The sequence below is a fragment of the Pandoraea sp. NPDC090278 genome, from assembly GCF_044772185.1.
Classification (GTDB): Bacteria; Pseudomonadota; Gammaproteobacteria; order Burkholderiales; family Burkholderiaceae; genus Pandoraea.
Genome location: NZ_JBIVYJ010000001.1, coordinates 1,905,843 through 1,929,399, shown reverse-complemented (window position 1 = coordinate 1,929,399; position 23,557 = coordinate 1,905,843). Strand labels below are relative to the sequence as shown.

General features: G+C 62.3%; 16 protein-coding genes and 1 tRNA gene. 8 read left to right on the top strand and 9 right to left on the bottom strand.

Translation table 11 applies throughout. The features are described from left to right. Positions 1-21: 21 nt before the first annotated feature. Genes ispG through ACIQWO_RS08295 form a run of 3 tightly spaced genes read left to right on the top strand, consistent with a single transcriptional unit; the run spans position 22 to position 3,631 of the window. Complete coding sequence (gene ispG / locus ACIQWO_RS08305) at positions 22-1,365, top strand: flavodoxin-dependent (E)-4-hydroxy-3-methylbut-2-enyl-diphosphate synthase (RefSeq protein ID WP_402821653.1); 1,344 nt, start codon at positions 22-24, stop codon at positions 1,363-1,365. A 12-nt stretch (positions 1,366-1,377) separates the two neighbouring features. After that, entirely contained in the window at positions 1,378-2,553 is a 1,176-nt protein-coding gene (ispC, locus tag ACIQWO_RS08300; protein WP_402821650.1) for a 1-deoxy-D-xylulose-5-phosphate reductoisomerase, read from the top strand. A gap of 10 nt (positions 2,554-2,563) precedes the next feature. After that, complete coding sequence (locus ACIQWO_RS08295) at positions 2,564-3,631, top strand: terpene synthase family protein (protein ID WP_402821647.1); 1,068 nt, start codon at positions 2,564-2,566, stop codon at positions 3,629-3,631. 77 nt (positions 3,632-3,708) lie between these two features. Here the strand turns inward: ACIQWO_RS08295 and acnB are convergent, their stop codons facing one another. The 3 genes from acnB to ACIQWO_RS08280 all read right to left on the bottom strand — a co-directional run bounded on the left by acnB (position 3,709) and on the right by ACIQWO_RS08280 (position 8,731). Beyond that, positions 3,709-6,294 carry a bifunctional aconitate hydratase 2/2-methylisocitrate dehydratase gene (acnB, locus tag ACIQWO_RS08290; protein ID WP_402821644.1) on the bottom strand — a complete coding sequence of 862 codons (2,586 nt, stop codon included), beginning with the start codon at positions 6,292-6,294 and terminating at the stop codon, positions 3,709-3,711. 165 nt (positions 6,295-6,459) lie between these two features. Further along, positions 6,460-7,245, bottom strand: a complete 786-nt coding sequence (locus ACIQWO_RS08285) for an AraC family transcriptional regulator (RefSeq protein WP_402821641.1) — start codon at positions 7,243-7,245, stop codon at positions 6,460-6,462. A gap of 184 nt (positions 7,246-7,429) precedes the next feature. Next, positions 7,430-8,731, bottom strand: coding sequence for an MFS transporter (locus ACIQWO_RS08280; RefSeq protein WP_402821638.1), 1,302 nt, complete (start codon positions 8,729-8,731; stop codon positions 7,430-7,432). Positions 8,732-9,067: 336 nt separating this feature from the next. Between ACIQWO_RS08280 and ACIQWO_RS08275 the strand changes: the two genes are divergently transcribed. The 3 genes from ACIQWO_RS08275 to ACIQWO_RS08265 all read left to right on the top strand — a co-directional run bounded on the left by ACIQWO_RS08275 (position 9,068) and on the right by ACIQWO_RS08265 (position 12,749). Then, entirely contained in the window at positions 9,068-10,804 is a 1,737-nt protein-coding gene (locus ACIQWO_RS08275) for an FAD-binding protein (protein ID WP_402821635.1), read from the top strand. A 76-nt stretch (positions 10,805-10,880) separates the two neighbouring features. Next, the gene (locus ACIQWO_RS08270) at positions 10,881-11,846 is read left to right on the top strand and encodes a succinate dehydrogenase/fumarate reductase iron-sulfur subunit (RefSeq protein WP_402821632.1); all 966 of its coding nucleotides are present in this window, start codon (positions 10,881-10,883) and stop codon (positions 11,844-11,846) included. Between the two features lie 24 nt (positions 11,847-11,870). Next, positions 11,871-12,749: a CoB--CoM heterodisulfide reductase iron-sulfur subunit B family protein gene (locus ACIQWO_RS08265; protein ID WP_402821630.1), complete on the top strand. Its 879-nt coding sequence runs from the start codon at positions 11,871-11,873 to the stop codon at positions 12,747-12,749. Between the two features lie 28 nt (positions 12,750-12,777). Here the strand turns inward: ACIQWO_RS08265 and ACIQWO_RS08260 are convergent, their stop codons facing one another. The 3 genes from ACIQWO_RS08260 to ACIQWO_RS08250 form a co-directional block, all read right to left on the bottom strand. Further along, a complete protein-coding gene (locus tag ACIQWO_RS08260) occupies positions 12,778-13,665 on the bottom strand; it encodes a hypothetical protein (protein ID WP_402821627.1) in 888 nt (295 codons plus the stop codon). A gap of 34 nt (positions 13,666-13,699) precedes the next feature. Then, positions 13,700-14,218: a nucleoside deaminase gene (locus ACIQWO_RS08255; RefSeq protein ID WP_402821624.1), complete on the bottom strand. Its 519-nt coding sequence runs from the start codon at positions 14,216-14,218 to the stop codon at positions 13,700-13,702. A gap of 92 nt (positions 14,219-14,310) precedes the next feature. Next, entirely contained in the window at positions 14,311-15,663 is a 1,353-nt protein-coding gene (locus ACIQWO_RS08250) for a nucleobase:cation symporter-2 family protein (protein WP_402821621.1), read from the bottom strand. A gap of 180 nt (positions 15,664-15,843) precedes the next feature. Between ACIQWO_RS08250 and ACIQWO_RS08245 the strand changes: the two genes are divergently transcribed. Then, positions 15,844-16,758 (top strand): LysR family transcriptional regulator, encoded by a 915-nt coding sequence (locus ACIQWO_RS08245; RefSeq protein WP_402821618.1) that lies wholly within the window; start codon positions 15,844-15,846, stop codon positions 16,756-16,758. Between the two features lie 35 nt (positions 16,759-16,793). Here the strand turns inward: ACIQWO_RS08245 and ACIQWO_RS08240 are convergent, their stop codons facing one another. Next, positions 16,794-19,715 (bottom strand): autotransporter outer membrane beta-barrel domain-containing protein, encoded by a 2,922-nt coding sequence (locus ACIQWO_RS08240; protein WP_402821615.1) that lies wholly within the window; start codon positions 19,713-19,715, stop codon positions 16,794-16,796. A 388-nt stretch (positions 19,716-20,103) separates the two neighbouring features. After that, positions 20,104-20,193: transfer RNA gene (locus ACIQWO_RS08235), tRNA-Ser, on the bottom strand. A 320-nt stretch (positions 20,194-20,513) separates the two neighbouring features. Here ACIQWO_RS08235 and ACIQWO_RS08230 point away from each other — a divergent pair. Beyond that, positions 20,514-22,259, top strand: a complete 1,746-nt coding sequence (locus tag ACIQWO_RS08230) for an acyl-CoA synthetase (RefSeq protein WP_402821613.1) — start codon at positions 20,514-20,516, stop codon at positions 22,257-22,259. A gap of 72 nt (positions 22,260-22,331) precedes the next feature. Here the strand turns inward: ACIQWO_RS08230 and hemW are convergent, their stop codons facing one another. Then, positions 22,332-23,552, bottom strand: a complete 1,221-nt coding sequence (gene hemW, locus ACIQWO_RS08225; protein ID WP_402821610.1) for a radical SAM family heme chaperone HemW — start codon at positions 23,550-23,552, stop codon at positions 22,332-22,334. Between the last annotated feature and the right edge of the window lie 5 nt (positions 23,553-23,557).

The window sequence follows — 23,557 nt, the reverse complement described above, 5'->3', positions numbered from 1 at the left end:
ACGCCGAAGGAGAAACGCACTATGTTCGACGCCGAAACCACCACACCTTGTCGTCACCCACGTCGCGCTTCGCGACAGGTTCGAGTAGGGGCTGTCACCATCGGTGGCGATGCACCCGTCGTGGTACAGGCCATGACCAACACGGACACCGCCGACGCGCACGCCACAGCGGCCCAGGTTGCAAGTCTGGCGCGGGCTGGCGCTGAATTGGTTCGGATCACCGTCAACAACGACGAGGCGGCAGCCCAGGTTGCGCGAATCCGGGAGTTGCTTGATCGACAGAACATCTCCGTGCCGCTCGTGGGGGACTTTCATTTCATCGGTCATCGTCTGCTTGCGCACTATCCCGATTGTGCGCAAGCGCTATCCAAGTACCGCATCAATCCCGGCAATGTTGGCAAGGGCGCCAGACGCGACGAGCAGTTCTGCCAGATGATCGAATTCGCTTGCCGCTACGGCAAGCCCGTGCGTATCGGCGTCAACTGGGGCAGCCTGGATCCGGCGTTGCTGGCGCGCTTGATGGACGTCAACGCCAAGCGAGCGCGACCTCTGGACGCCAACGCCGTGATGCGCGAGGCGCTAGTGACATCTGCCCTGGAAAACGCGGCGCGCGCCGTTGAGGTCGGCTTGCCTGCAGAGCGCATCGTACTCTCCGCCAAGGTTAGCCAGGTGCAGGATCTCATCGCCGTCTACTGGGATCTAGCCGCGCGTTGCGATTATCCGCTGCACCTCGGCTTGACCGAGGCCGGTATGGGCTCAAAGGGCATCGTCGCATCGGCCACGGCGTTGGGCGTGCTGCTGCAGCATGGTATTGGTGACACGATCCGCATCTCGCTGACACCGGAGCCGAACGGCGAGCGTGAGCGCGAAGTCTGGGTTGCGCAGCAGATCCTGCAAGCCATGGGTCTGCGCGCTTTCAGCCCCACGGTCGTGTCGTGCCCGGGGTGCGGGCGCACCACCAGCACTTTCTTTCAGGAACTGGCCAGTCGGATCGAGACCTGGCTGCGTGAGCAGACGCCGATATGGCGTGGGCGGTTTCCCGGGGTGGAAGACATGCATGTGGCTGTCATGGGCTGCGTCGTCAATGGTCCAGGGGAGAGCCGACTGGCGCACATCGGCATCTCGCTACCAGGGTCCGGCGAGCACCCGGCCGCGCCGGTCTTCATGGACGGGGAGCGCGTGCTGACACTCAAGGGCGAATCCATCGCATCCGACTTCATGCGGCTAGTCGAAACGTACGTCGCTGCGCGGTATGGGGCCGACCTGCAGGCACAAACCAGACTCGCGAACTGGCTTGAACACCGTGACAAGCCCAGCGTCGAACACGCCACGTTAGCGCACGCGGCACCCATCATCGACAGGTAAGTCATGCCGCCTATGCAACGCCTTACGCTTCTCGGCGCAACCGGATCCGTCGGCAGAAGTACGCTCGATTTGGTCACGCGCCATCCTGATCGATTCTCGGTATACGCACTGACGGCACACCGAAATCTGGACGCACTGATTGGCTTGTGCCTCGCGTTTCGTCCCGAAGTGGCTGTCGCCGCAGATGCGCAGGATGCTGCGCGCTTGCATGCGAGGTTGCGCCAGGAAGGCGTGCGCTCCGAAGTCGCTCATGGACCTGAGGCGCTATGCGAAGTGGCCCGTTCGTCGGCATGCGATAGGGTAATCGCCGCCATCGTAGGCGCGGCGGGCCTGTTGCCCACTATGGCAGCGGCACGCGCGGGCAAGAGAATCCTGCTTGCCAATAAGGAGGCGTTGGTCATGTCCGGCGCGCTGTTGATGCATGCCGTCGCGGAATCCGGCGCGATGCTGCTGCCGGTGGACAGTGAGCACAATGCCATCTTCCAGTGTCTCCCGCAGCAGGGGACGGCACGCAATGGCGTTTCAAGGCTGACCCTGACAGCTTCCGGGGGGCCTTTCCTGACTCGTCCTCTGGACACCCTCCACGCTGTTACCCCCGACGAGGCCTGCGCACATCCGAAATGGAAGATGGGGCGCAAGATTTCAGTCGATTCGGCGACGATGATGAACAAGGGGCTTGAGGTGATCGAAGCCCGCTGGTTGTTCGACATGCCGGACGAATGCATTGACGTGCTAATCCACCCCCAGAGCGTCGTTCATTCGATGGTGACCTATGCAGATCAATCCGTGCTCGCGCAATTGGGCAATCCCGACATGCGCACGCCCATAGCGCACGCGCTGGCGTACCCCGAGCGCATCGATTCCGGTGTCGTACCGCTGGACCTTGCGCAGATAGGCGCGCTGACCTTCATGGCGCCGGATCCGGTGCGCTTTCCGTGCTTGCGCATTGCGTTGGAAGTCGTTCGCGCAGGCGCAAACGCCGTTGTGCTCAATGCGGCAAACGAGGTTGCCGTGGCGGCCTTCCTTGAAGGGCGCCTGCGCTTTACCGGCATCGCGGAGGTGGTCGACGCCGCTTTGCAGCGGACATCCGGGCCTGATCCCTATGACCTGGAGAGCATCCTGGCAACCGATCGCCGCGCGCGCGATATCGCAAACGCAATGGTGATTGGCACATCAACCACGAAGTAAGGAGGCAAATATGCCAACTCAATCCAGTCAACAGAATGCCAGCAAGCCTTGCCTCGGCGATAAGGTGTACATCCCTGCATTCGACTTTGCGTTACCAACCAAGCAACACCCCGACGCAGAGATAATGGAACGCCGGGTTGTAAAAGATATCTGGCCTTACATCTTTTCTCACTTCAAAAGCGAGGCGGCGGCCAAGGCATACGCAGCTCAGCGGTGCCCTTCTTTTTCCACTTTTGCGTATCCAAATACGTTGAAGGACCGAATCTATCTGGTGATGCAAGCGGCGGATGTCATCACCTTGATGGACGAGGAATTCACAAACCAAAAGGTGCGGGACGATGCGAGTCGGCGTATGACGTTGCGCGGACACTACCTTCATGCGATCGATGGCGTTCGCCCCCCCGACACCGTTCCGATTGCGCAATTGCTTTTCGATCATCTGCAAGCCATTCTTGCAACACTTGCATCCCGGCCGGGCGTGCGAAATTGCTTGATCAACGCCATCCGCGATCAGATCAATACCTTGACTGATGCTTCCGTCAACAATGTCCCTACGCTCACGTTCGAGCAGTACGTGGCGTGGCGCAGAATTGATGGGTTTGGCGAATGGCTTGCCACGTTGACCGAATATGCGCTGGACGTGGATATGAGCGCTGCGCTTAACGAGAGCTCCGCATTGCGGGAGATAAGAACCGCATCCATTGATTCCGTCACTCTTGTCAACGACCTCATGTCGTTCCGCAAAGAATTTGGCAGTCAAGACGCCACGAATGGGCTCTGGGCATTGATGCGGGAGCATGACCTTAATCTCCAGCAGGCGATCCTATGTCTCGTCGATCGGTGCCGTGAGAACGAAAAGAAGCTGATCGATGCACGCAATTGCTTACTGGCAACGCCACTCGGTCAACGCGCCGATGTCATTAGATACATGACGGAGCTGGAGCACTTGCATACAGGCAATGCCGAATGGTCTTCGTATACCACCCGCTTTCATGGCCTCGACTTTCACGGGCGATTTACCTCGGGCGAGATCACAATCGATCCAGTGTTACTGCCGCAACACATTGCGAATCAATAAAAAAGCGCCACCAGCATTTCGCTGGCGGCGCTTTTTCAAGCTACGGTGCAGACATCGCACCGTAGTCCGGCAAGTGCTTAGATCTGCACCGTGTCGGCGACTTCCTTGAAGTCTTCGATCTGGTCGAAGTTCATGTACTTGTAGATCTTGTCGCCGTTGGATGCGAGCACGCCCATGTCGGCCATGTACTCTTCCTTGGTCGGGATCTTGCCCAGACGCGAGCAGATCGCAGCCAGTTCCGCCGAGCCGAGGTACACGTTCGTGTTCTTGCCCAGACGGTTCGGGAAGTTACGGGTCGACGTCGACATGACCGTCGCGCCTTCGCGCACTTGTGCCTGGTTACCCATGCACAGCGAGCAGCCCGGCATTTCGGTACGGGCACCGGCCGTGCCGAACACGCCGTAGTGACCTTCTTCCGTCAGTTGCTTCTGGTCCATCTTGGTCGGCGGGGCGACCCACAGCTTGACCGGAATGTCGCGCTTGCCTTCGAGCAGCTTCGATGCGGCGCGGAAGTGACCGATGTTGGTCATGCACGAACCGATGAACACTTCATCGATGGTCGCACCGGCAACGTCCGACAGCGTCTTCACGTCGTCCGGATCGTTCGGGCAGGCCACGATCGGCTCATGGATGTCGGCCAGATCGATTTCGATGACGGCAGCGTATTCGGCGTCGGCATCCGGCGAGAGCAGTTGCGGGTCGGCCAGCCACTGTTCCATGGCCGTGATACGGCGTTGCAGGCTACGCGGATCCTGATAACCCTGCGCGATCATCCACTTGAGCAGCGTGACGTTGCTGTTCAGGTATTCGATGATCGGGTCCTTGTTCAGGTGCACCGTGCAACCGGCGGCCGAACGCTCGGCGGAGGCGTCCGACAGTTCGAACGCTTGCTCGACCTTCAGTTCGGGCAGGCCTTCGATTTCGAGGATGCGGCCCGAGAAGATGTTCTTCTTGCCTTGCTTGGCGACCGTCAGCATGCCTTGCTTGATGGCGTACAGCGGGATCGCATTGACGAGGTCACGCAGCGTGACGCCCGGCTGCATCTTGCCCTTGAAGCGGACCAGCACCGATTCCGGCATGTCCAGCGGCATCGTGCCGGTGGCTGCGGCGAAGGCGACCAGACCCGAGCCTGCCGGGAAGCTGATGCCGATCGGGAAGCGGGTGTGCGAGTCGCCGCCGGTGCCGACGGTGTCGGGCAGCAGCATGCGGTTGAGCCACGAGTGGATCACGCCGTCACCCGGACGCAGGGCGATACCGCCACGGTTGCTGATGAAGTTCGGCAGCGTCTGGTGCGTCTTCACGTCCACCGGCTTCGGATAAGCAGCCGTGTGGCAGAACGATTGCATGACGAGGTCGGCCGAGAAGCCGAGGCAAGCCAGATCCTTCAGTTCGTCGCGAGTCATCGGGCCCGTCGTGTCTTGCGAGCCGACCGAGGTCATCTTCGGTTCGCAGTACGTGCCCGGGCGGACGCCTTGACCTTCCGGCAGACCGCAAGCGCGACCCACCATCTTCTGTGCCAGCGAGAAACCCTTGCCGCTGTCCGACGGCTGTTGAGCCAGACGGAACAGCGTCGACGGAGCGAGACCCAGCGCTTCACGCGCCTTGGCGGTCAGGCCACGGCCGATGATCAGGGGAATACGGCCACCAGCACGCACTTCGTCGAACAGCACGTCGGACTTGACCTGGAATTCGGCGATCACGGCACCGTTCTTCAGCGCCTTGCCTTCGTACGGACGCAGTTCGACCACGTCCCCCATTTCCATCTGCGACACGTCGAGTTCGATCGGCAGTGCGCCGGCGTCTTCCATCGTGTTGTAGAAAATCGGGGCAATCTTGCTGCCGAGGCACACACCGCCGAAGCGCTTGTTCGGGATGAAGGGGATGTCTTCGCCCGTGAACCACAGCACCGAGTTGGTGGCCGACTTGCGCGAGGAACCCGTGCCGACGACGTCGCCCACATAAGCGACGAGGTGACCCTTTTCCTTGAGCGACTCGATGAATTTGATCGGACCGCGCTTGCCGTCTTCTTCCGGGGTGATGCCGGGGCGGGCATTCTTGAGCATCGCCAGGGCGTGCAGCGGAATGTCGGGGCGGGTGGTGGCGTCCGGGGCCGGCGAGAGATCGTCGGTGTTGGTTTCGCCCGTGACCTTGAACACGGTGATGGTCAGGCTTTGCGGGACTTCCGGGCGGCTCGTGAACCATTCGGCATCGGCCCAGCTTTGCAGGACGGCGCGTGCGTTGGCGTTGCCCTTGTCGGCGAGTTCCTTGACGTCATGGAACTGGTCGAACATCAGCAGGGTTTTCTTGAGCGCGTCGGCCGCGACGGTGCCGACTTCGGCGTCCGACAGCAGTTCGATCAGCGGGGCGATGTTGTAGCCGCCGAGCATCGTGCCGAGGAGTTCGGTGGCGCGGGCGCGGGAGATCAGCGCGCAGGCCGTTTCGCCCTTGGCGACAGCTGCGAGGAAACCGGCTTTCACGCGGGCGGCTTCGTCAACACCGGCGGGCACGCGGTTCGTGATCAGATCGACCAGCGTCTGCGCTTCGCCAGCGGGCGGGTTGGTCAGCAGTTCGACCAGTTCGGCGGTCTGCTGAGCGGTCAGCGGCAGGGGAGGAATACCCAACGCGGCGCGGGCGGCCACGTGTTCACGATAGTTTTCAAGCATGAGGAGACCTGCTGATGTTGCGTTTCGGGGGAGGTTTTGAGGCCTCCAGGGCTTGTTCCAGTACGGCTTTTGCCCGTGATTTTAGTCCCTATGCAACGTAAGGTCAAATGTCTTATGTCTTATATAAGACTTGATGCGAAAGTCGGTGCCGACCGCTGCCCTGGATCAGGCGAAGTACTGGCCGGGCGTGCGTCCGAGGGATTTGCGGAACATCTCGATGAAGCCCGTCGTGCTCTCGTAGCCCAGCTCGTTGGCGACTGCGGAGACGGCTCGGCCTTCGGCCAGCCGGTACAGCGCTTCTTGCAGGCGGACGTGGCGTCGCCATTCGTCGAACGTCTGATTGAGTTCGCGGGTGAACAGGCGCGACAGGGTCCGCGAACTGGCTCCGACGTGATCGCCCCATTCCTGGAGCGTCCGGTTGTCGGACGGCTCGCGCAGGAATTCGGTGCAAAGGCGGGCGAGACGTCGTTCACGCGGGATTTCGAGGGAGAGCGGGATTTCGTCGCTGAATTCGAGTTCGTCGCGGATGATCTCGAAGAACTTGTCCACGTGACGCTTGCGCAGCAGCGGTTCGTCGGTGGATGCCGCGCGCAGGATCAGTTCGCGCATCAGATTGGAGACGACAAGCGGCTCGCATGTCTTGGGCCAGTCGGCGACGACGTGCGGCGAGATCAGCAGATTGTGCATGCCGAACGATGCCCGCAGCCGTACGGCGTGCAACGTCATCGGAGGAATCCAGACGGCGCGCTGCGGCGGCACGACCCAGGTGCCGCGCGGCGTGTCGACGCACATGATGCCTTCGCCACCGAACAGCACCTGCCCGTAGGGATGGACGTGGGGTTCGACGCCGCCGCCTTCGGGAAACTCGAAAGCGAGTCCGACCATAGGGGCGGGGGAAATTCGCGACTCGAAAAACTCGACGTCCTGTGCGGTGATGATCCGGGTCTGCATGACGGCCCCCGAGGCGTTAACGTGCGGTAACGGACGTTAAGAGACGTTAAAGGAAAGAAATGCTCGTTTCATTCTTTCCTTAACATCGGTCGTCGGACATGGGGGTTAACGTGGGTGGAGGGTGGGATAGGACAGAAGGCGGGGGGCGGCGCCGGAGGAGCGTGCTGCCCTCCGGCGTCATGGCTCATTCGAGCGGTTGACCGCGAGTCTCGGGCATCCGGACCACAGCGAGGACCGTCAGCAGATTGAGTGCGATCAGATAGGCGGCGAACCACGCCAGATGGCCATGATCGGCCATCCAGTTCTGAAGGTAGGGGGCTGTGCCTCCGAAGATCGCGACCGTCAGCGAGTACGGAATGGCCACGCCGGTGGCGCGGATGCGCGTGGGGAACAGTTCGGCATAGACCGCCGGGGCGATGGCCGTCCAGGCGGCGAGGACGACCAGCCCGGCGCAGATCGCCAGCGTGAGGCGCGCAAAAGAGCCGTCGATGAGCATCAGCAGGGGCACGATAACGAGCGCTGAGCCGCCGGCCCCCATCAGCAAGTTCGGCTTGCGGCCGATGCGATCGGACAGTGCGCCCCAGAACGGTTGCACGGCCATGTACACGAGGCAGCCGATGCACAGCGCCCATAGCCCCTGACGGGCATCGACGCCCTTGAAGTGCGTGGCGAACGTGATGGCTCCCGACATCCAGGTATTGAACGTCAGCGTCGGTCCGGCGGTGAGCGCGATGATTCGCAGCACCGATGCACGATGTTCCCAGATTGCGTGCGCCATCGGTTGCACGGGCGCACCGGCGCGCGCTTCGCTTTGCTCCTGTTCGAAGGCAGACGTTTCCTTGAGCCTGCCGCGCAGAAACAGCGCATACACCCCGAGGGCCGCACCGAGGAAGAAGGGGATGCGCCAGCCGTAGCGGGTCATCTCGTCCGTGGAAAAGACCTGCGTGAGTATCAGTCCCACGGCGGTGGCCAGCAGCGAGCCGCCCGTAATGGCGATGAACATGCTGCTCGACCAGAGGCCCCGACGGTGCACGGGAGCGCTTTCCACGAGGAACGTGAACGATGCGCCGATCTCGCCGCCAAGCCCGAAGCCCTGGAGCAGGCGTCCGAAGACGAGCAATGCCGGTGCCATCAATCCGATGGAGGCGTACGTCGGCGACACGGCGATGACGAGGCACCCTGCGGCGGTGACGGCCATTGAGGCCACCATTGCAAAGCGGCGTCCCCGGCGGTCGGACAGCCAGCCGAAATAGATGCCGCCGATGGGGCGCAGCAGGAAGCCGACGGCGAACACGGCAAGCGTGGACAGGAAGGCGGCGGTCGGGTCCTCGGCGTGGAAGAACTGGGTCGAGAAATAGCGGGAAAAGAGTACGAACGACGCGAAGTCGTACCACTCGAGCGCGTTACCGATACCCGCGCCCAAGATGACCGACTTGGCGGGCGAACCGCGCTCGTTGCGGGCGACGGCTTGCAGGGTCGCATCCATGGTGTGTCTCCTGATGGCTGATTGTCGTTGTGGTTGGTCTTGTTTGTCCTGATGCCCTGACCACATTAGCGCCGCTCGCCTGCCGCGCACACCGCGCGCGGGACAACACATATCGCAAAACGGACAGAATTTTCGAGCGGCCCGCGCGCGCGGCTGCCGATGGCTGTCGTCTGCCCACTTTTCTTTGCTTTCCCGATCGTTTCCCTCACTTTGGCCGCTTTGCTGGATGGCGTGTCCCGATCGCCGCATTGGCGCGAGGGCGGGCTGTCCACAATGGTCACGTTCCATTCAGCAGTTTCAAAAATCCATGACCGGCCCGAGGAGGGCGCTACTGCGATGAGGGTGATCGATTGCGATGTCGTAGTCGTGGGCGGCGGCGGTGCGGGCACCTATGCCGCGCTGCGTCTGCACGACCTGGGATTGAAGCCGATGTTGATCTCGAAGGGACTGGTCGGCAAGAGCGGTGCGTCGATCATGGCCGGGGCGGTGATCGTCGGCTCGAAGATGCTCGGCGGCAACGCGCAGAACGCCGCCAGCTCTCTCGAATTCTTCGCGAAGTACTACAGCCACTTTCTGGTCGATCAGTCCTATCTGGCGGCGGCGGGGCACTGGATCGAGAACACCTTCTATCCCGAGATGGAGTCGCTCGGTTTGCTGTTTTCGCGCGAAGCCGACGGGCAGATCGCGATGAGCCACTCGCCCGTGCGCTGGGCGGTCGCGCCCATGCAGGGACAGACCGGCATTCTGTTGATGGATATCCGACGCAAGCAGTTGCAGGCGCGCGGCATTCCGATGCATGAGGAGTGCGTGGTAACGGCGCTGCTGCGCAATGAGAACGGCGAAGTTTGCGGGCTGACGGCGCTCGACTACGTGCGCGGCGAGATGTTCGCAGTGCGTGCCAAGGCCGTCGTGATGGCGACCGGACACGCCGACAGGATGGTGCGTCGCTCCACGGGAACGCGGGAGCAAACCGGTGACGGCATCGCGCTGGCGCTGCGCGCGGGGGCCGAGATGACCAATCTGGAGATGCAGTTCTGGCACATCAGCGACTTTGCGCATCCACCGACGTGGCAGCGTCTGCACATCTATCCGAATCCGCTGGTCGGCACCGATCAAAGTTCGCGTGTGTACAACGCGCAAGGCGAGTGCTTCTTCGAGCAGTCGCGCGACGCGCCTGCTGCGCTCGCGCCTTACACGCTTCAGGTCAAGCGACTCACGCAACAGGTGCTCGCGGGCAAGGCGCGCTTCAGTGGCGGCTACTACACGTCTTACAGCCACGTCGACGCCGATGTGTTGCGGCGTTACCAGTACGCCGGTTCGGCGTTCGAGAAGCTGGGGCTCGACATTACGCGCGACAAGGTCGAGGCGCGTACCACGATGCACTACCGACAAGGCGGCATCGAGTCGGACCCCCATTCGATGCGCACCAGTGTCGACGGATTGTGGGTCGCGGGCGGCGTGGGGGCGCATGTCACGGGGAGTCTGGCCGTCGCGATTTACGACGGCGGGCTGGTCGCCGAGTCGATTGCCGGTAGTTTGCCGGACCGTCATCGTCACGACGGCTTGACCGAGCGGCAGATTCGGGCGGAAGAAGCACGGGTGGAGGGGTTGCGGCACAGAGCCGCCGATAGCGAGGCGGGTCAGCAGGCGATTGCCCCCATGCACGTCAAGACGGGCATTTGGGACGTGATGGACGAGGCGTATGGACTGATCAAGAGCGGTGACACCATGCGCGCCGGTCTGGCGAGGCTTGCGGCGATGCGCGAGCGCGAGCTGCCGCGCATGACGCCGCCGAGCGCCTCGCGCCGGTTCAACACGGCCTGGCTCGATGCGCTCGACGCCCACAACCTGATCGACGTGTGCGAAGTCACGCTGCAAAGCGCGCTGAAGCGGGAGGAGAGCCGGGGCAGTTTCTACCGCACGGACTTTCCGTACGTCGATAACACGGCATGGCAGTGCAAGAACATCGTCGCCCGCGACGGCGGCGCTTACCGGTTTCGACGTGAGCGCTACCCCGAGGGGGCCATCGCACCCGGATTCGAGCGACAGGAGTATTTCAGCGTGCCGTGGTGAGCCACGGAAGGCTCGGCGGCGGGCATCGAAACACGGATCGGGGTGGACCGGTCGACTTTGCAGGGAGAGGGGACACATGCATTCGGACGTCAGGCAATTTCGGGGTGACAGCGATCGCAACAGTGAACTGACGACGGTGACGCTGCACATCTCGCGTTTCGATCCGGAGACGGACGCTGCGCCCTATGTGGAGACCTACGCGGTGCCAGCGGTGCCGCACATGCGAATCATCGACGCACTGAACTACGTGCAGGAAGCGCTCGGGGTGGACATCGGCTATCGATGGTATTGCGGCACGAAGAAGTGTGGGACTTGCGCCGTTCGGATGAACGGTCGGGAGGTGCTGGCGTGCTGGGAGGCGGCGCAAGCGGAGATGCATATCGAGCCGCTGCGTCATCTGCCGTTGATTCGCGATCTGGCGGTCGACCGGGCACCGGCCGAGGCGAAGCTGGTGTCGTTGCAGACGTGGCTTCAGCGGACGCGTCCGTATGGCGGGTTTCCCGAGCCGGTCGATGCCACAAACGCCGCGACACTCCGGGCGACGATGGACTGCCTGAGTTGTCTGGCGTGCTATTCGGCGTGTCCGGTGCTCGATTTTCCCGACGACATTGCGTTTGCGGGGCCTGCGCCGTTGGTGCATCTGGCCCGTGTTGCGCTCGATGCCCGGGACGACGCCCCCCGTCTGCAAGCCATTCTGGACGAGGCGCATGTCCACCATTGTGTCTCCTGCTATCAGTGCGAAGCCGTTTGCCCCGCGCATATTCCGATCGTGAGTGCCGCCATCGAACCGCTCAAGCAGTTGGCGTATGCGTGTGCGCCGGAGGCGTCGCCGCATGCGCGCACGTTCATGGAGATCGTCGGGAGACGTGGCCGCATCGAACCCATGTTGCTGGTGCTGGGGACGCGTGGCTGGCGAGCGGCGCTACAACGTCCCGGACGGACCTTGAAGCTAATGCTGCGCGGCAAGGTGCGGCCGCTGGCGGCGCTGTTGCGCCGACCGGTGGACGGGATTGAAGCGATCCGGCGCATTTTCTTTCGTTGAATTTTTTTCTGGTGAGGCATTGCCATGCGAATCGCTTTTTATCCGGGGTGCAGCGCCCGTACGACTTGTGGTGAGTTATTGACGTCCACGCAGGCGGTGGCCGAACGGTTGGGCATCGAACTGGAGACGCTGACTTCTGCGACCTGCACCGGAAGCCGCGAGATTCGCGCGGCCGACGCGGAGCGCTTCGTCGCACTCAATGTGCGGATCATCGCGCTGGCGGAGGCGCGCGGCCTCGATCTGATGACGATCTGCAATACCTGCACGCTGAACCTGCTCGAAGCCAAGCAGCGCGTGGACAACGATCCCGCATTGCGCGCGCGGGTCGATAGCAAGCTTGCCGAGGAGGGATTGGTCTACCGGGGGACGGCGCGTATCACGCACTTTCTCTGGTATCTGCTCGAGGAGGTGGGGGAGACGCGGCTGCGCGCGCTGGTGAAGACGCCGTTGTCGTCGCACACGATTGCCGCGTTCTACGGATGCCATATCGTCCGGCCGCCGTCAGTGTTTGGCGACATGGATGCGCGCGATGTCCGGTCGATAGAAACGCTGGCGCAGATTCTTGGATGCACGACTGTCGCCTACTCCGGCAGGACAGCTTGCTGCGGCTTCCATTGTTCGGCGCAGAGCGATGTGATTCCCATCAAGCTGAGCGGGCGGCATGTGGCGTCTGCGAAAACGGCCGGGGCGGACGCCATCGTCACCCCGTGCCCGCTATGTCACACGGTGCTCGACACCTATCAGGACGACATGGCACGAGATCTGAATACGCCGCTGGATCTGCCCGTCCTCCACTTGCCACAGCTTGTCGGACTGGCGCTGGGTATCGATGCGGCAGCGCTGGGGATCGACAAGCATGTCGTGCAAGTAGAGGAGGTTCGGTGGGTGCAGAAGTGGGTGTAGTGGTGAGTACCCGGCGCTCAGCTCCCCGTCAGAAATGGACGGCGGCCTCCACGAATGCCGTGCTCTGGATGGCGCCGGGAACACGGTGGTGATCGCTGCCGAACTTGTTGTACCAATACTCCCAGCCGACCCCGGCCTCCAGCGTGCGCGCTTTCAGGTTCAGCCAATGCCCGACATCGAGCATGACTTTCGGGTGCAAGAGAATTTCGGTTCGCGTCTGCGCGCCGAAGCCGTCTTGCCCTTTGGGGGCGACCACGTTGGCAAAGCCCTCGAAGTGCAAGGGGGTGCCGCCGAGGTGAAACGGGATGCTCCACGCCGTTTCCATCATGGCCGTGTTGCTGAAGTGCACGCTTTGCCCGACGATCCCGTTGTAGTTCCGCTCCGTGCGAAACAGCAGCGAAACGTTCCAGAAGCCGGGGACGTCGAATTGAAGGGTCGGTCCGACCACGAACATGCGCTTTTCAGGAGCAAATGCGGTGTTCTTCGTGTTCAGGTCGAAGCCCGCAGCGATCGATACGTCGCGCAGCGGACCACGCGTGAATAGATTCGATCCCGTGACGGCATTCAGACTCAGTTGGTGCCGGTACGTCGCATAAAACTCCGTAGCGCCGGTGCTGCCGTTATTCGCCGGGTCCGCCTTGTTGGACATCAGCATGTCGACGTTGAAGAAGTTCGTGCCGTAGGCGTAGCCGTCGCTATGCGTGAGCGACACGATCTGCTTGGCGATTTGCGCGGCACGTCCGCTGGCATCGGTGACGCCCGGTTCGCGGAAATCGTTGCCATAGGCGTAGTGAATCGACGTATCGCTCCAGGTGAATGCTGCCGCAGGCGCGCTTGCCAGCGCCCCGACGGTAGCGAACAGTGCCATGGATCGCCAGGTCGGCGAGGGCGGTGCCGCACGCTCGGACGAGTTCATATTTGTCTCCCCCTGATTAGTTTTTGTTTGACGCTTATCCCCAGAAACCGGCATGCGAACCGGCGGCCTCGTCTTCGATCAGCGGGCCGATCACTTCGACCGGACGTTGTCCGCGCACGAAGACTTCGCGGCAAGGCAGCGAGAAGGTCGGGTTCTCCGGGTGGTCACCGGTCAATCCCAGCAGCTTGTGCTCCGACAGGGCGTAGACCACGCGCCCGATGTTGCACCAGTAGATCGCCCCGGAACACATGCAGCATGGCTCGGCGCTCGTGTACAGCGTGCAACGCGCAAGCGCCTCGGGCGACAGAAGTTTGGCCGCAGCTGCGGCGGCTACCAGCTCGGCGTGCTGCGTGGGGTCGCCTTCCGGCGGCATCGAGTTGTTGCCTGCTGTGACGATGACGTTGCCGTGTTCGTCGGCGACCAGCGCACCGAACGGATGGCGGCCGCGCTCGCGCGAAGCTTCGGCCAGCGCGATGGTTTGACGTAGCAGGGCCATGTCCTGCTCGGAAAGGTTGGCGAGGGGGGCGGCAACTGCGGCGTGACGTACGTTCATGAATGACTCCATGTCATGTGGATGATTGGGGCGCGGCAATGCGTGACTGCCGCGACGAAGCGAAGACGTGCTAGGTGAGGAAAGCGCCCGTCTCAGTGGGTTTCGGCTTCCGCGATAGGGAGGTGGGACGGGGCCGCGTGCTCGGCGCGCTGATGGCGGTTGAGCAGGAGGTTGAGCGTGATCGCGGTGATCGCGCCGAGGAAGATGCCACTGTCGAGTACGAGCTTCAGCGGACCGTGGACATGCTCGAACAGCGCAGGGAACGACATCGGCAGCACACCGACGCTGACCGATACGGCAACGACGATGGCATTGCGGGTGCCGTCGAAGCGCACGCGGGTGAGCTCCTGAATGCCCGCAACAGTGGTCATGCCGAACATCACGATCGCGCAGCCACCGAGTACGGGGCGCGGCACGCAGGCGATCAGGGCACCGAGCTTGGGGAACAGGCCCATCAGGACCATGATGGCTCCGGCAGCAGCGACGACGTAGCGGCTTTTCACATTCGATAGCGCGATCAGGCCGGTATTCTGGGTGAAAGCGTTGTAGGGGAAGCTATTGAAGATGCCGCCCAGCACCGTCGACAGACCGTCGGCGCGAAACGCGTCGCCCAGGGTGCGTTGCGACGATGGCCGCCCGATGATCGTGCCGATGGCCAGTACGTTGCCAGTGGTCTCGGCCATGATGACCAGCATCGCGAGCGTCATGACCAGGATCGGCGTGAGGGCAAAACTCGGCGGGCCGAAGGCGAAGGGCGGACTCAGTTCGAACCAGGCGGCGCGACCGACGTCGTCGAAATGTGTCAGGCCGAAAGCCGCAGCGAGCGCGGTACCGGCAATCAGGCCGATCAGCACCGACAAGTTGGCGATGAAACCAGTGAATCGCGCATAAATGACGAGTGTGATGACCACCGTCGCCAGTCCGAGCAACAGATTGGACGCCGCGCCGAAGCTTGCGTCACCGGGATTGCCGCCACCTAGCCAGATGGCTGCGGCGGGCATCAGCGACACACCGATGATCGTGATCAGACTGCCGATGACAACGGGCGGGAACAGGCGCAGCAGGCGGCTAAAAATCGGTGCGATGGCAATGGTCGCTGCGCCACTGGCGATGACCGCGCCGAACACGTGATCGATACCGTACTGCTTGCCGATCATGATCATCGGTGCGATGGCGATGAACGAGCAGCCCTGGATCAGTGGCAAGCGCGCGCCGAACTTCCAGATCCCGATCGTCTGAATCAGCGTGGCGATACCGGAGGTCAGCAAATTGGCGTTGATGAGCAACACCATTTGTTGCGACGTCAGGCCCAGCGCGCTCCCGAGAATCAATGGGACGGCGATCGCGCCGGCGTACATCACCAGCACGTGTTGTAGGCCGTAGCTCAACAGTTGCCGCAACGGCAGAACTTCGTCGACCGGATGGGTCGCTTGCGAGTCTTTCATGAGGTGTCTCCTTCCTCCGGGATTTGATGTGTCCGACGCGCTTCTTGTGCGCTTTTCGCCGTCTTGTTGCCGCTTTCTTTCCGCTTTACGTGGCGTTCGTCGGTGGCACATAATCGGTCGTTCTTATCGATGGTAAAAGTTGATAACCATCGAAATCTTCAATGGATGGAAGGGGGCGGGATGCGCTATTCGCTGGAACAACTGGAGACGTTCGCGGCCGTGGCCAATGCGGGTTCGTTTTCTGCTGCGGCCCGGCGCCTTGGGAAGACGCAGTCGACCGTCAGTACGGCGATTGCCAATCTCGAGATCGATCTTGGCGTCGAGCTGTTCGACCGTACCAGTCGAATCCCCGGGCTAACCGACGCTGGCCGTAAGCTGCTTCGTGAGACGGAGCTGATCCTTGAGCGTTGCCTTGCGCTCGACGCGCATGCGAATGCACTCGGGGAGGACGTGGAGCGAAAATTGACGTTGGCGATCGAGGTGCCGCACAACACATTGATGGCGCCGTTGACCGACTTTGCGGAAGCGTTTCCGTACGTTGATCTCGACATACGGCATCCCGTGCATGGCGACGTGACGACACTGGTGGGTGACGGCACCGCAGATTTCGGCATTGGTTTCGCCAAGCCGCGCTATTCGCGTGACTTCTCGTTCACGCAGATGGGCAAGCTGACTTTGATCCATGTGGTCAGCCGTGAGCATCCGCTGGCGCAAGTGGAGCGCGTGGACTTTGGCGTGCTCCGACAGCATCGTCGGCTGATCTTCAGCGCGCATGGCGAGACGCTGCCAAGTACGGAGTATCTGGAAGCGACACGCGTATGGCAGGCCGATAGTTTTCTGGCGTTGCTTGAGATGATGCGGGCCGGGCTTGGCTGGACGACGTTACCGCGTCAGATGATCCGGCACGGGTTGGAGCGCGGCGAATTCGTGGAGCTGCAATTGTCCGCGTATCCCCATACCGACTGGCATGTGGGGGTGGACCTTGTGTGGGCCAAAGCCCACGTCATGGGTCCGGCCTGCAATTGGCTGATGCGGCGCATGGCGCAGCACAAGGTGTTTGAGCTGGATCGCAATGGGAATCCGACGACGCTTTGACCGAGGGCGTCACGTAGCGGGATTCCGATGTCGATTCAGAACAGGTACCGTCCGCCCACGTTGAACAGCCAGCCGCGCATGCCGGCGTTGCCGACGTCCTTCGACCACGACACACGCGCATACGCCGACATGCGCTCGCTCATGGTCGCGTTCGCGCCCAGCGAGAGCCGCAGTGCGTCGCCCAACTTGCCGCTGGTGAAGCCGACGCCACCCACGGTGACCTGCGTGCCGCCGGTGAATGCGTGCAGATAGTCGATTGCCGCGTAGGGCGTCACGCGCCCCTTGCCGACTTCGAACGCGCGCGTAAGCCGCATGCCGAGACGGCCGAGCCATTGGTTCTGACCACCGATGTTCACGTTGAGGCCGTCGGCGTCGACCTGATTGTTGAAACTGACGTGTTGAGCGACGAGTTGGGCCTGAGGTTCCAGCTGCAAGCCCGCGCCGATACCCAGCGGGTAACCGGCTTCGATGGACGCGGCGATATCGTGGCCCTTGAGGGCGGACGCATTGGCGTAAGCGTTGGTGCTCACGTTGCCGTCGAACCAGCCGAACGACAGGACGTTGTCGACATACCAGCCCTGCGTGCTCTGGTAGGTCGCGTAGCCAGACACGCGAGACGTGCTTGTGCGCGCGCTGCTGTAGCCGTCCACGGCTTGTGGCTCGAAGTGCAGCGTGCCGATCGTGCCCGCGAGCCCGAAGCGCCACAGACCGTTGTCGTCGCGCCGTTTGAACAGATTGCCGCCGAACTGGATGGCGCTGTAGTCCATGCTCGCGTTGTAGCCGTATTGCTGGAAGGAGCGGTTACTGCGGTAGTTGAAATTCCCGCCGTACACGCGCACGAAGGCTTCGCTGTCGCCATGGTCCCGGCCGAGATCGCGGTCGTCGCGTATTTCGCCAAGACGCCGATGCAGCGTGTCTATGTCGATGAGGCCAGCATAAAGCAGCGCAGCTGGCGAGCTCAGATACGCCGCCACTTGTGGCACGACTTCCGGGCGCGCATCCGTGGGGATCGGTTCGGGTTGCCCGGGGGCTTCGGGATCGACCTGACCGCCGGGATCGACGAAGGCCGTCTGGAGACGGTAGTCCCAGTAAGTGCCGCCCGAGCCGACTAACGTTTGGGTCGGGTCGGCCACCCCATATTCCGAACCGGGGCCGTAAGCGTAAAGGTGATATTGGAACGGCAGATTATCGGCCGTCGCGTAGCCGTTCTTCAGCACGAAGGCCCCTTGTGTCGACGCACCTGCCACCTGAACGATGGAGATGCCGTCGGACGACGAAAAGAGTTCGTGAGACGGGGCGCCGAGCAGACCGCGCTGGAGGTGAGCCTGAAAGGCCTTTGTCGGGCCGGTGCTGCCTTCGACCGCCTTCACGTCGACGAGCGTAGTGCCGCTCGCATTGCCGCCAATGAGCAGTCGGTCGGTGTACTGGTTGCTGAGAGTGCCACCGAGGTTGAGGAACGTATTGAGCACCAGTGTGCCGTTAGTGCCCGTGTAGTTACCCGCCACGTTGACCGTGGTGTAGGACGACCGCATGGTCGGCGCAGTGGTTTGCGCGGCCGTGGCCTGCACGTTGATCGTGCTGTTGTCATTCGCGAGCGTGGTCATGTTCGAGTTGCCGGTCACGTTCCACGTCGAGCCGTTGCGTAGTACAACGCCGGATGTGCTGGTCGCGTCGGTGAGAATCGTGCCGGTCAGCGTCGAAGCATCGGAGGTGAGGGTTACGTTGCCCGGCGACGTGCCGTCAGCGCTGACGTTCAACGCGGCGTAGCCAGGACTGGCGAGCACCGAGGTCCCGTTCGTGAGCGTGATCGTGGCGTTCGGGCCGGTCACATGGATGGCGTCGGACTGGTTGCTTTGCACGACTGAGTTCGATAACGAGGCGATTTCGTTCGAGCCGGTGACCCCGGTCATGAACAGGCCGTAGGCACCGGTACCTTGTGCGTGCAAGGTAGTGCCCGACGCGGTGAACGTGGCGGAATCGCCTGCGAACAAATTCGTGAGCGAGGCGGCGTGCGCCTGTGCGCCAGTGGTCGAGACACTGGAGCGTGTGCCGGTCGAGTCCGATGCGATCGTCAGTTCGGGACTGCCCGTGGACGTGGTGCCGTTGGCGGAATCCACGAGACGGATACCGTAGGCGCTCGCCCCGGTGGTTTGAACCTGCGTGTTGTGAATTGCGGTGGCGCCGTTGCCTTCGCTCTCGATGCCGTGGGCCTCGGTGCCACTCGTTGAGATCGTGCCGTTGCGATAGACCAGCGCGGCGGTGCCCTCATAAGTGCCGTGGCTTGCCCGGTTGAGCAGGCCGTAGGCATAGTCGCCGGTGGTGAAGATCCGGCTGTTTGTCAGCGAGATGGCGCCGCCGCCCACCGCACCGGCGCCCTGGGCGGAATAGCCCGACGTATTGATGGTGAGCGCGTCGCCGGTGATGGTGCCGCCCGACGTGGCCCATAGCCCCGCGCCGCTGGAGCCACCGCCCGTGACGATCGAGGTGCCCGAGCCGAGGTCGATGAATGCCTGTCCGTTGGTCGTGCCACTGGCGACGACGGCAAACGAGAAGTTGCCGAAGGCGGAGATCGACACCCCGTAGCCGCTCGCCGAATTGATGGTGAACCTGGCGACAGAGCCGTTACCCGATGCCGAGACCTGTATGGCGGCGTTTGTCGGGCTCGAGACCGACATGGCGCTGGTCGGCGCGAACGTCATCGATGAACTCCCGCCATTGCTGGCGGAAATACGGATCGCCGTCGACGTATTCATGGCGCCGTTGGTGTATGTGACGTTAGCGCCGTTGCCGATCGAGATCGGCGTAGTGGGTAGGGTCTGCGCCATGGCGTGGCGCTCGGTGAGTCCCGCACAGCACAGGCACGCGAGCACGATGCTCGTGAGGCGCAATGGCTTGCGCTTGTCGCGCAATGGCGCGCGAGCGTGGCGATGCTCTGGTGGCCGAGTCCATGAAAGCATGACGTCTCCTCACTCTTGCTGAAAGACTGCGAAGCGTTCCGGCGATGGTGCGCACCTGTTTTAGTGCCAGACACCCCCGATCACCGTGAGATCGCGACAGCACGAAAGCTTCTTTGAAGTTGGGGGTGTTGATGCTGTTATTAACGTATTTGTTTTTAAGTTATTTAAATTACTTTAAATAATTTATTCGTTAATTTTTTGGCTTATTTGAATTGAGAATATCATTTGATTGGTGTTGGTGGGATTGTTGTTTTAATTTTTTAATAATCCCTTGAAGCCAGAGCCGCGGGCCGGTTTGAGCCGTTGCGCAGGCGCTACTCAGAGGTGAGTGTGGCGAGTGGCCTGCGCCGAAAAGGCAGCGGACACCATCAGGAAAACCAAGAAATTCTGGCGGAGGCGGTGAGATTCGAACTCACGGAAGGGTTACCCCTTCGCCGGTTTTCAAGACCGGTCCATTAAACCACTCTGGCACGCCTCCGGGGCGTTGCGCACGATGCAGGATCGTGGCTTGGGATGTCGTACGGGTGACGACTTGAGATGCGTGCGGTCCGGTGGAATCGGCGTCGGAGTCGTTTGCGCTCCAACGCAGGCCAGTACCGCACGGCAGCGCGCATTATACCTGCTCATCCCGCCATGTGAAGCTTTCTCGCAACCAAAATCGCCTCACACCCCGCTAATTTCCTAGGATCGCCCCGTCCCCCTTGTCTTGTCACCGCCCGGCATGCATCATGCTTGAAGACGTGCGGTGTACGCCCCCGGCGTTACCGTGCGAGGCCAGACATGACCCGGAGACACCGCATGGATGCCGACACCTCCCGTGCCCCCGCCCAAGAGACGTCAAATGACGCCAGCGGCGAGCGCGTGACCCACGCGCCAAACAAGAACGCGACCAACCCGGCTGCCGCGCCCTTCACCTGGCAGATCCCCACGCTCTACAACATCGGCGTCGACGTCTGCGACAAGTGGGCCGACGGCTCCAACCGTCTCGCGCTCATCCACGAAAGTGCAGACGGCGCCCACGTGCGCCTCACGTTCGACGTCCTAAAACAACTCTCCAATCAACTCGCCAACGAATGGCGCGCCAACGGCGTCAAGGCAGGTGACCGCATCGGCATCTTCCTGCCGCAGTCGCCCGCCACACTCGTCGCCCATGTCGCCGCGTACAAACTCGGCGCGATTGCCGTCCCGCTATTCACGCTGTTCGGCCCCGAAGCGCTCGCCTATCGCCTGCAAAACTCCGGCGCGGCAGTGCTCGTGACCGACCTGGCGAGCATCGGCAAGATCGACGACATCCGCGCCGAGCTACCCGACCTGCGGCTCGTGTACGTCGTCCATGACGATCTGCCCGAAGCGCACCATCACGTCGCCGACGACGAAGACTGGGGCGTCGCAGAAGACGGCCTGCTTGCGCTGTGGCCAGCGATCGCCTCGCGCGATTCGCACTTCGAACCTGTCCAAACGCGCGCCGATGCCCCGGCCGTGATCATCTACACCTCCGGCACTACGGGCAAACCCAAGGGCGCGCTGCATGCGCATCGGGTGCTTCTGGGACATTTGCCGGGCGTGGAGACGTCGCATAACGGATTCCCACAGGAGGGCGATCTGATCTGGACGCCCGCCGACTGGGCGTGGATCGGCGGGCTGCTCGACGTGCTGCTGCCCGCGCTCCATCACGGCGTGCCGGTCCTGTCGCGACGCTTCGAAAAATTCGATCCGGTGGCCGCCTTCGATCTGATGGCGCGTCACGGCGTGCGCAATACGTTCCTGTCACCGACCGCCCTCAAGATGCTGCGCACTGTGGCATCGCCTCGCGACCATTGGCCGCTGCAATTGCGCTCGGTCGCCAGCGGCGGCGAATCGCTCGGCCCCGAGCTGCTGGCGTGGGGACGGGAGCATCTGGGCGTCGACATCAACGAGTTCTACGGGCAGACGGAGTGCAACATGGTCGTCTCGTCGTGCGCTGCCGAATTCCCGGCGCTGCCCGGCGCCATCGGACGCGCCGTGCGCGGGCACGACGTCACCATCGTTGACGACGATGGCACGCCGCTACCCACAGGGTCTGTCGGCAACATCGCCATCGCTCGGCCCAACCCGGTCATGTTCCTCGGCTACTGGCACAACCCGGACGCCACCATGGACAAGTACCGTGGCGACTTCCTGCTTACGGGCGATTCGGGATTCGTCGACGAGAACGGGTACATCACGTTCACCGGCCGGTCGGACGACGTCATTACCAGCGCTGGTTATCGCATCGGGCCGGGACCGATCGAGGACTGCCTGATCCGGCATCCGTCGGTGCAGTTTGCAGCGGTGGTCGGTGAGCCCGACGACCTGCGTACCGAGATCGTGAAGGCGTTCGTCGTACTGCGCGAGGGACATGAACCCTCGGATGCGCTGGCGAAGGAGATTCAGGACTTCGTCAAGCACCGCCTGGCCGCGCACGAATACCCGCGCAAGGTCGTTTTCCTGCCGGAACTGCCAATGACCGTGACCGGCAAGATCATCCGCAAGGCACTCAGGGAAATGGGAGCAGCGCTGGGGTAGGGGGATGGCAAGAAAAACGGCGGGACATCGCGATGATGTCCCGCCGTTTTCATTTGTGTCGTCGCAGGCCGATTACTTCTTGTCGCCTTCCAGAAACATCCCTTGCAGATCGTTCAGGAAGCGCTGTCCCAACTCGGTCGGGGCGATCCGTTGCGGATCGTCGACGAGTAAGCCCTTTTCGACCCCGGCGGCGAGCGCCTTGGCGATCTTCGCCATCGGCAATCCCGTGCGGTCGGCAAACAGCTCGCTTTTCACGCCATCGGTCAGACGCAGCGCATTAAGCATGAATTCGAACGGTAAATCACGCGCATCGACTTCGCGCTCTTCCTGAATCGCGTTCCCGGCGGCGGCGGCCTCCATGAACCGCTGCGGATGCTTATGACGCACCTGACGCAGCACACGATGCGGGAACGAAATCTTGCTGTGCGCGCCTGCACCGATGCCAAGATAATCGCCGAACTCCCAATAATTCAGATTGTGCTTGGCGCGTCGGTGCGGCTGGGCGTACGCCGACACCTCGTAGCGTCCGTAGCCCGCGGCCGCAGTGCGCTCGGCAATCCAGTCCTGCATGTCGGCCGACGTGTCGTCGTCCGGCACCGTCGGCGGATATTTGTGGAACTGCGTGTTGGGTTCGAGCGTGAGGTGATACAGCGACAGGTGCGGCGGGGCGAACGAGATCGCCGTCTCCACATCCTGCTGACATTGCGCGAGCGTCTGATTCGGCAGCGCAAACATCAGGTCGAGGTTGAAATTGTCGAAATTTGCTTGCGCGATCTCGATAGCGTGACGGGCTTCGTCGCCGTCGTGAATACGGCCGAGCGCCTTCAGATGCTCGCTGTTGAAGCTCTGGATGCCGATGGAAAGACGGTTGATCCCGCTCGCGCGGAAGCTGCGGAATTTGTCCGCTTCGAACGTGCCGGGGTTGGCTTCCATCGTGATTTCGGCATCGGCGTCGAGCGGCAGCAGGGCACGCAGATCCGAGAGCAGACGATCCAGACCTGCAGCCGACAACAGACTCGGTGTGCCACCGCCGATAAAGACCGTATGCACCTGACGTCCCCACACCAGCGGCAACGCCTGTTCGAGATCCTGACGCAATGCATCCAGATAAGCCTGCTCGGGAAACGCCTGCGCGCCTCCCTCGCCGCGCCACTCGTGCGAGTTGAAATCGCAGTAGGGGCACTTGCGCACACACCACGGGAAATGCACATACAGCGACATCGGCGGCAAGGCGGGCAAACTGATCTTGCCGGGCCGCAGAAAGTTCTGCACGGGCAGCGTGGATTCACTCATACGAC

What these genes read in the sequence shown, in the direction of transcription:
- ACIQWO_RS08240 (WP_402821615.1), bottom strand. Translation starts at nt 19,715, where the DNA reads ATGCTTTCATGGACTCGGCCACCAGAGCATCGCCACGCTCGCGCGCCA.
- ispG (WP_402821653.1), top strand. Translation starts at nt 22, where the DNA reads ATGTTCGACGCCGAAACCACCACACCTTGTCGTCACCCACGTCGCGCT.
- ACIQWO_RS08260 (WP_402821627.1), bottom strand. Translation starts at nt 13,665, where the DNA reads ATGAACTCGTCCGAGCGTGCGGCACCGCCCTCGCCGACCTGGCGATCC.
- ACIQWO_RS08265 (WP_402821630.1), top strand. Translation starts at nt 11,871, where the DNA reads ATGCGAATCGCTTTTTATCCGGGGTGCAGCGCCCGTACGACTTGTGGT.
- acnB (WP_402821644.1), bottom strand. Translation starts at nt 6,294, where the DNA reads ATGCTTGAAAACTATCGTGAACACGTGGCCGCCCGCGCCGCGTTGGGT.
- hemW (WP_402821610.1), bottom strand. Translation starts at nt 23,552, where the DNA reads ATGAGTGAATCCACGCTGCCCGTGCAGAACTTTCTGCGGCCCGGCAAG.
- ispC (WP_402821650.1), top strand. Translation starts at nt 1,378, where the DNA reads ATGCAACGCCTTACGCTTCTCGGCGCAACCGGATCCGTCGGCAGAAGT.
- ACIQWO_RS08230 (WP_402821613.1), top strand. Translation starts at nt 20,514, where the DNA reads ATGGATGCCGACACCTCCCGTGCCCCCGCCCAAGAGACGTCAAATGAC.
- ACIQWO_RS08255 (WP_402821624.1), bottom strand. Translation starts at nt 14,218, where the DNA reads ATGAACGTACGTCACGCCGCAGTTGCCGCCCCCCTCGCCAACCTTTCC.
- ACIQWO_RS08280 (WP_402821638.1), bottom strand. Translation starts at nt 8,731, where the DNA reads ATGGATGCGACCCTGCAAGCCGTCGCCCGCAACGAGCGCGGTTCGCCC.
- ACIQWO_RS08295 (WP_402821647.1), top strand. Translation starts at nt 2,564, where the DNA reads ATGCCAACTCAATCCAGTCAACAGAATGCCAGCAAGCCTTGCCTCGGC.
- ACIQWO_RS08270 (WP_402821632.1), top strand. Translation starts at nt 10,881, where the DNA reads ATGCATTCGGACGTCAGGCAATTTCGGGGTGACAGCGATCGCAACAGT.
- ACIQWO_RS08245 (WP_402821618.1), top strand. Translation starts at nt 15,844, where the DNA reads ATGCGCTATTCGCTGGAACAACTGGAGACGTTCGCGGCCGTGGCCAAT.
- ACIQWO_RS08250 (WP_402821621.1), bottom strand. Translation starts at nt 15,663, where the DNA reads ATGAAAGACTCGCAAGCGACCCATCCGGTCGACGAAGTTCTGCCGTTG.
- ACIQWO_RS08275 (WP_402821635.1), top strand. Translation starts at nt 9,068, where the DNA reads ATGAGGGTGATCGATTGCGATGTCGTAGTCGTGGGCGGCGGCGGTGCG.
- ACIQWO_RS08285 (WP_402821641.1), bottom strand. Translation starts at nt 7,245, where the DNA reads ATGCAGACCCGGATCATCACCGCACAGGACGTCGAGTTTTTCGAGTCG.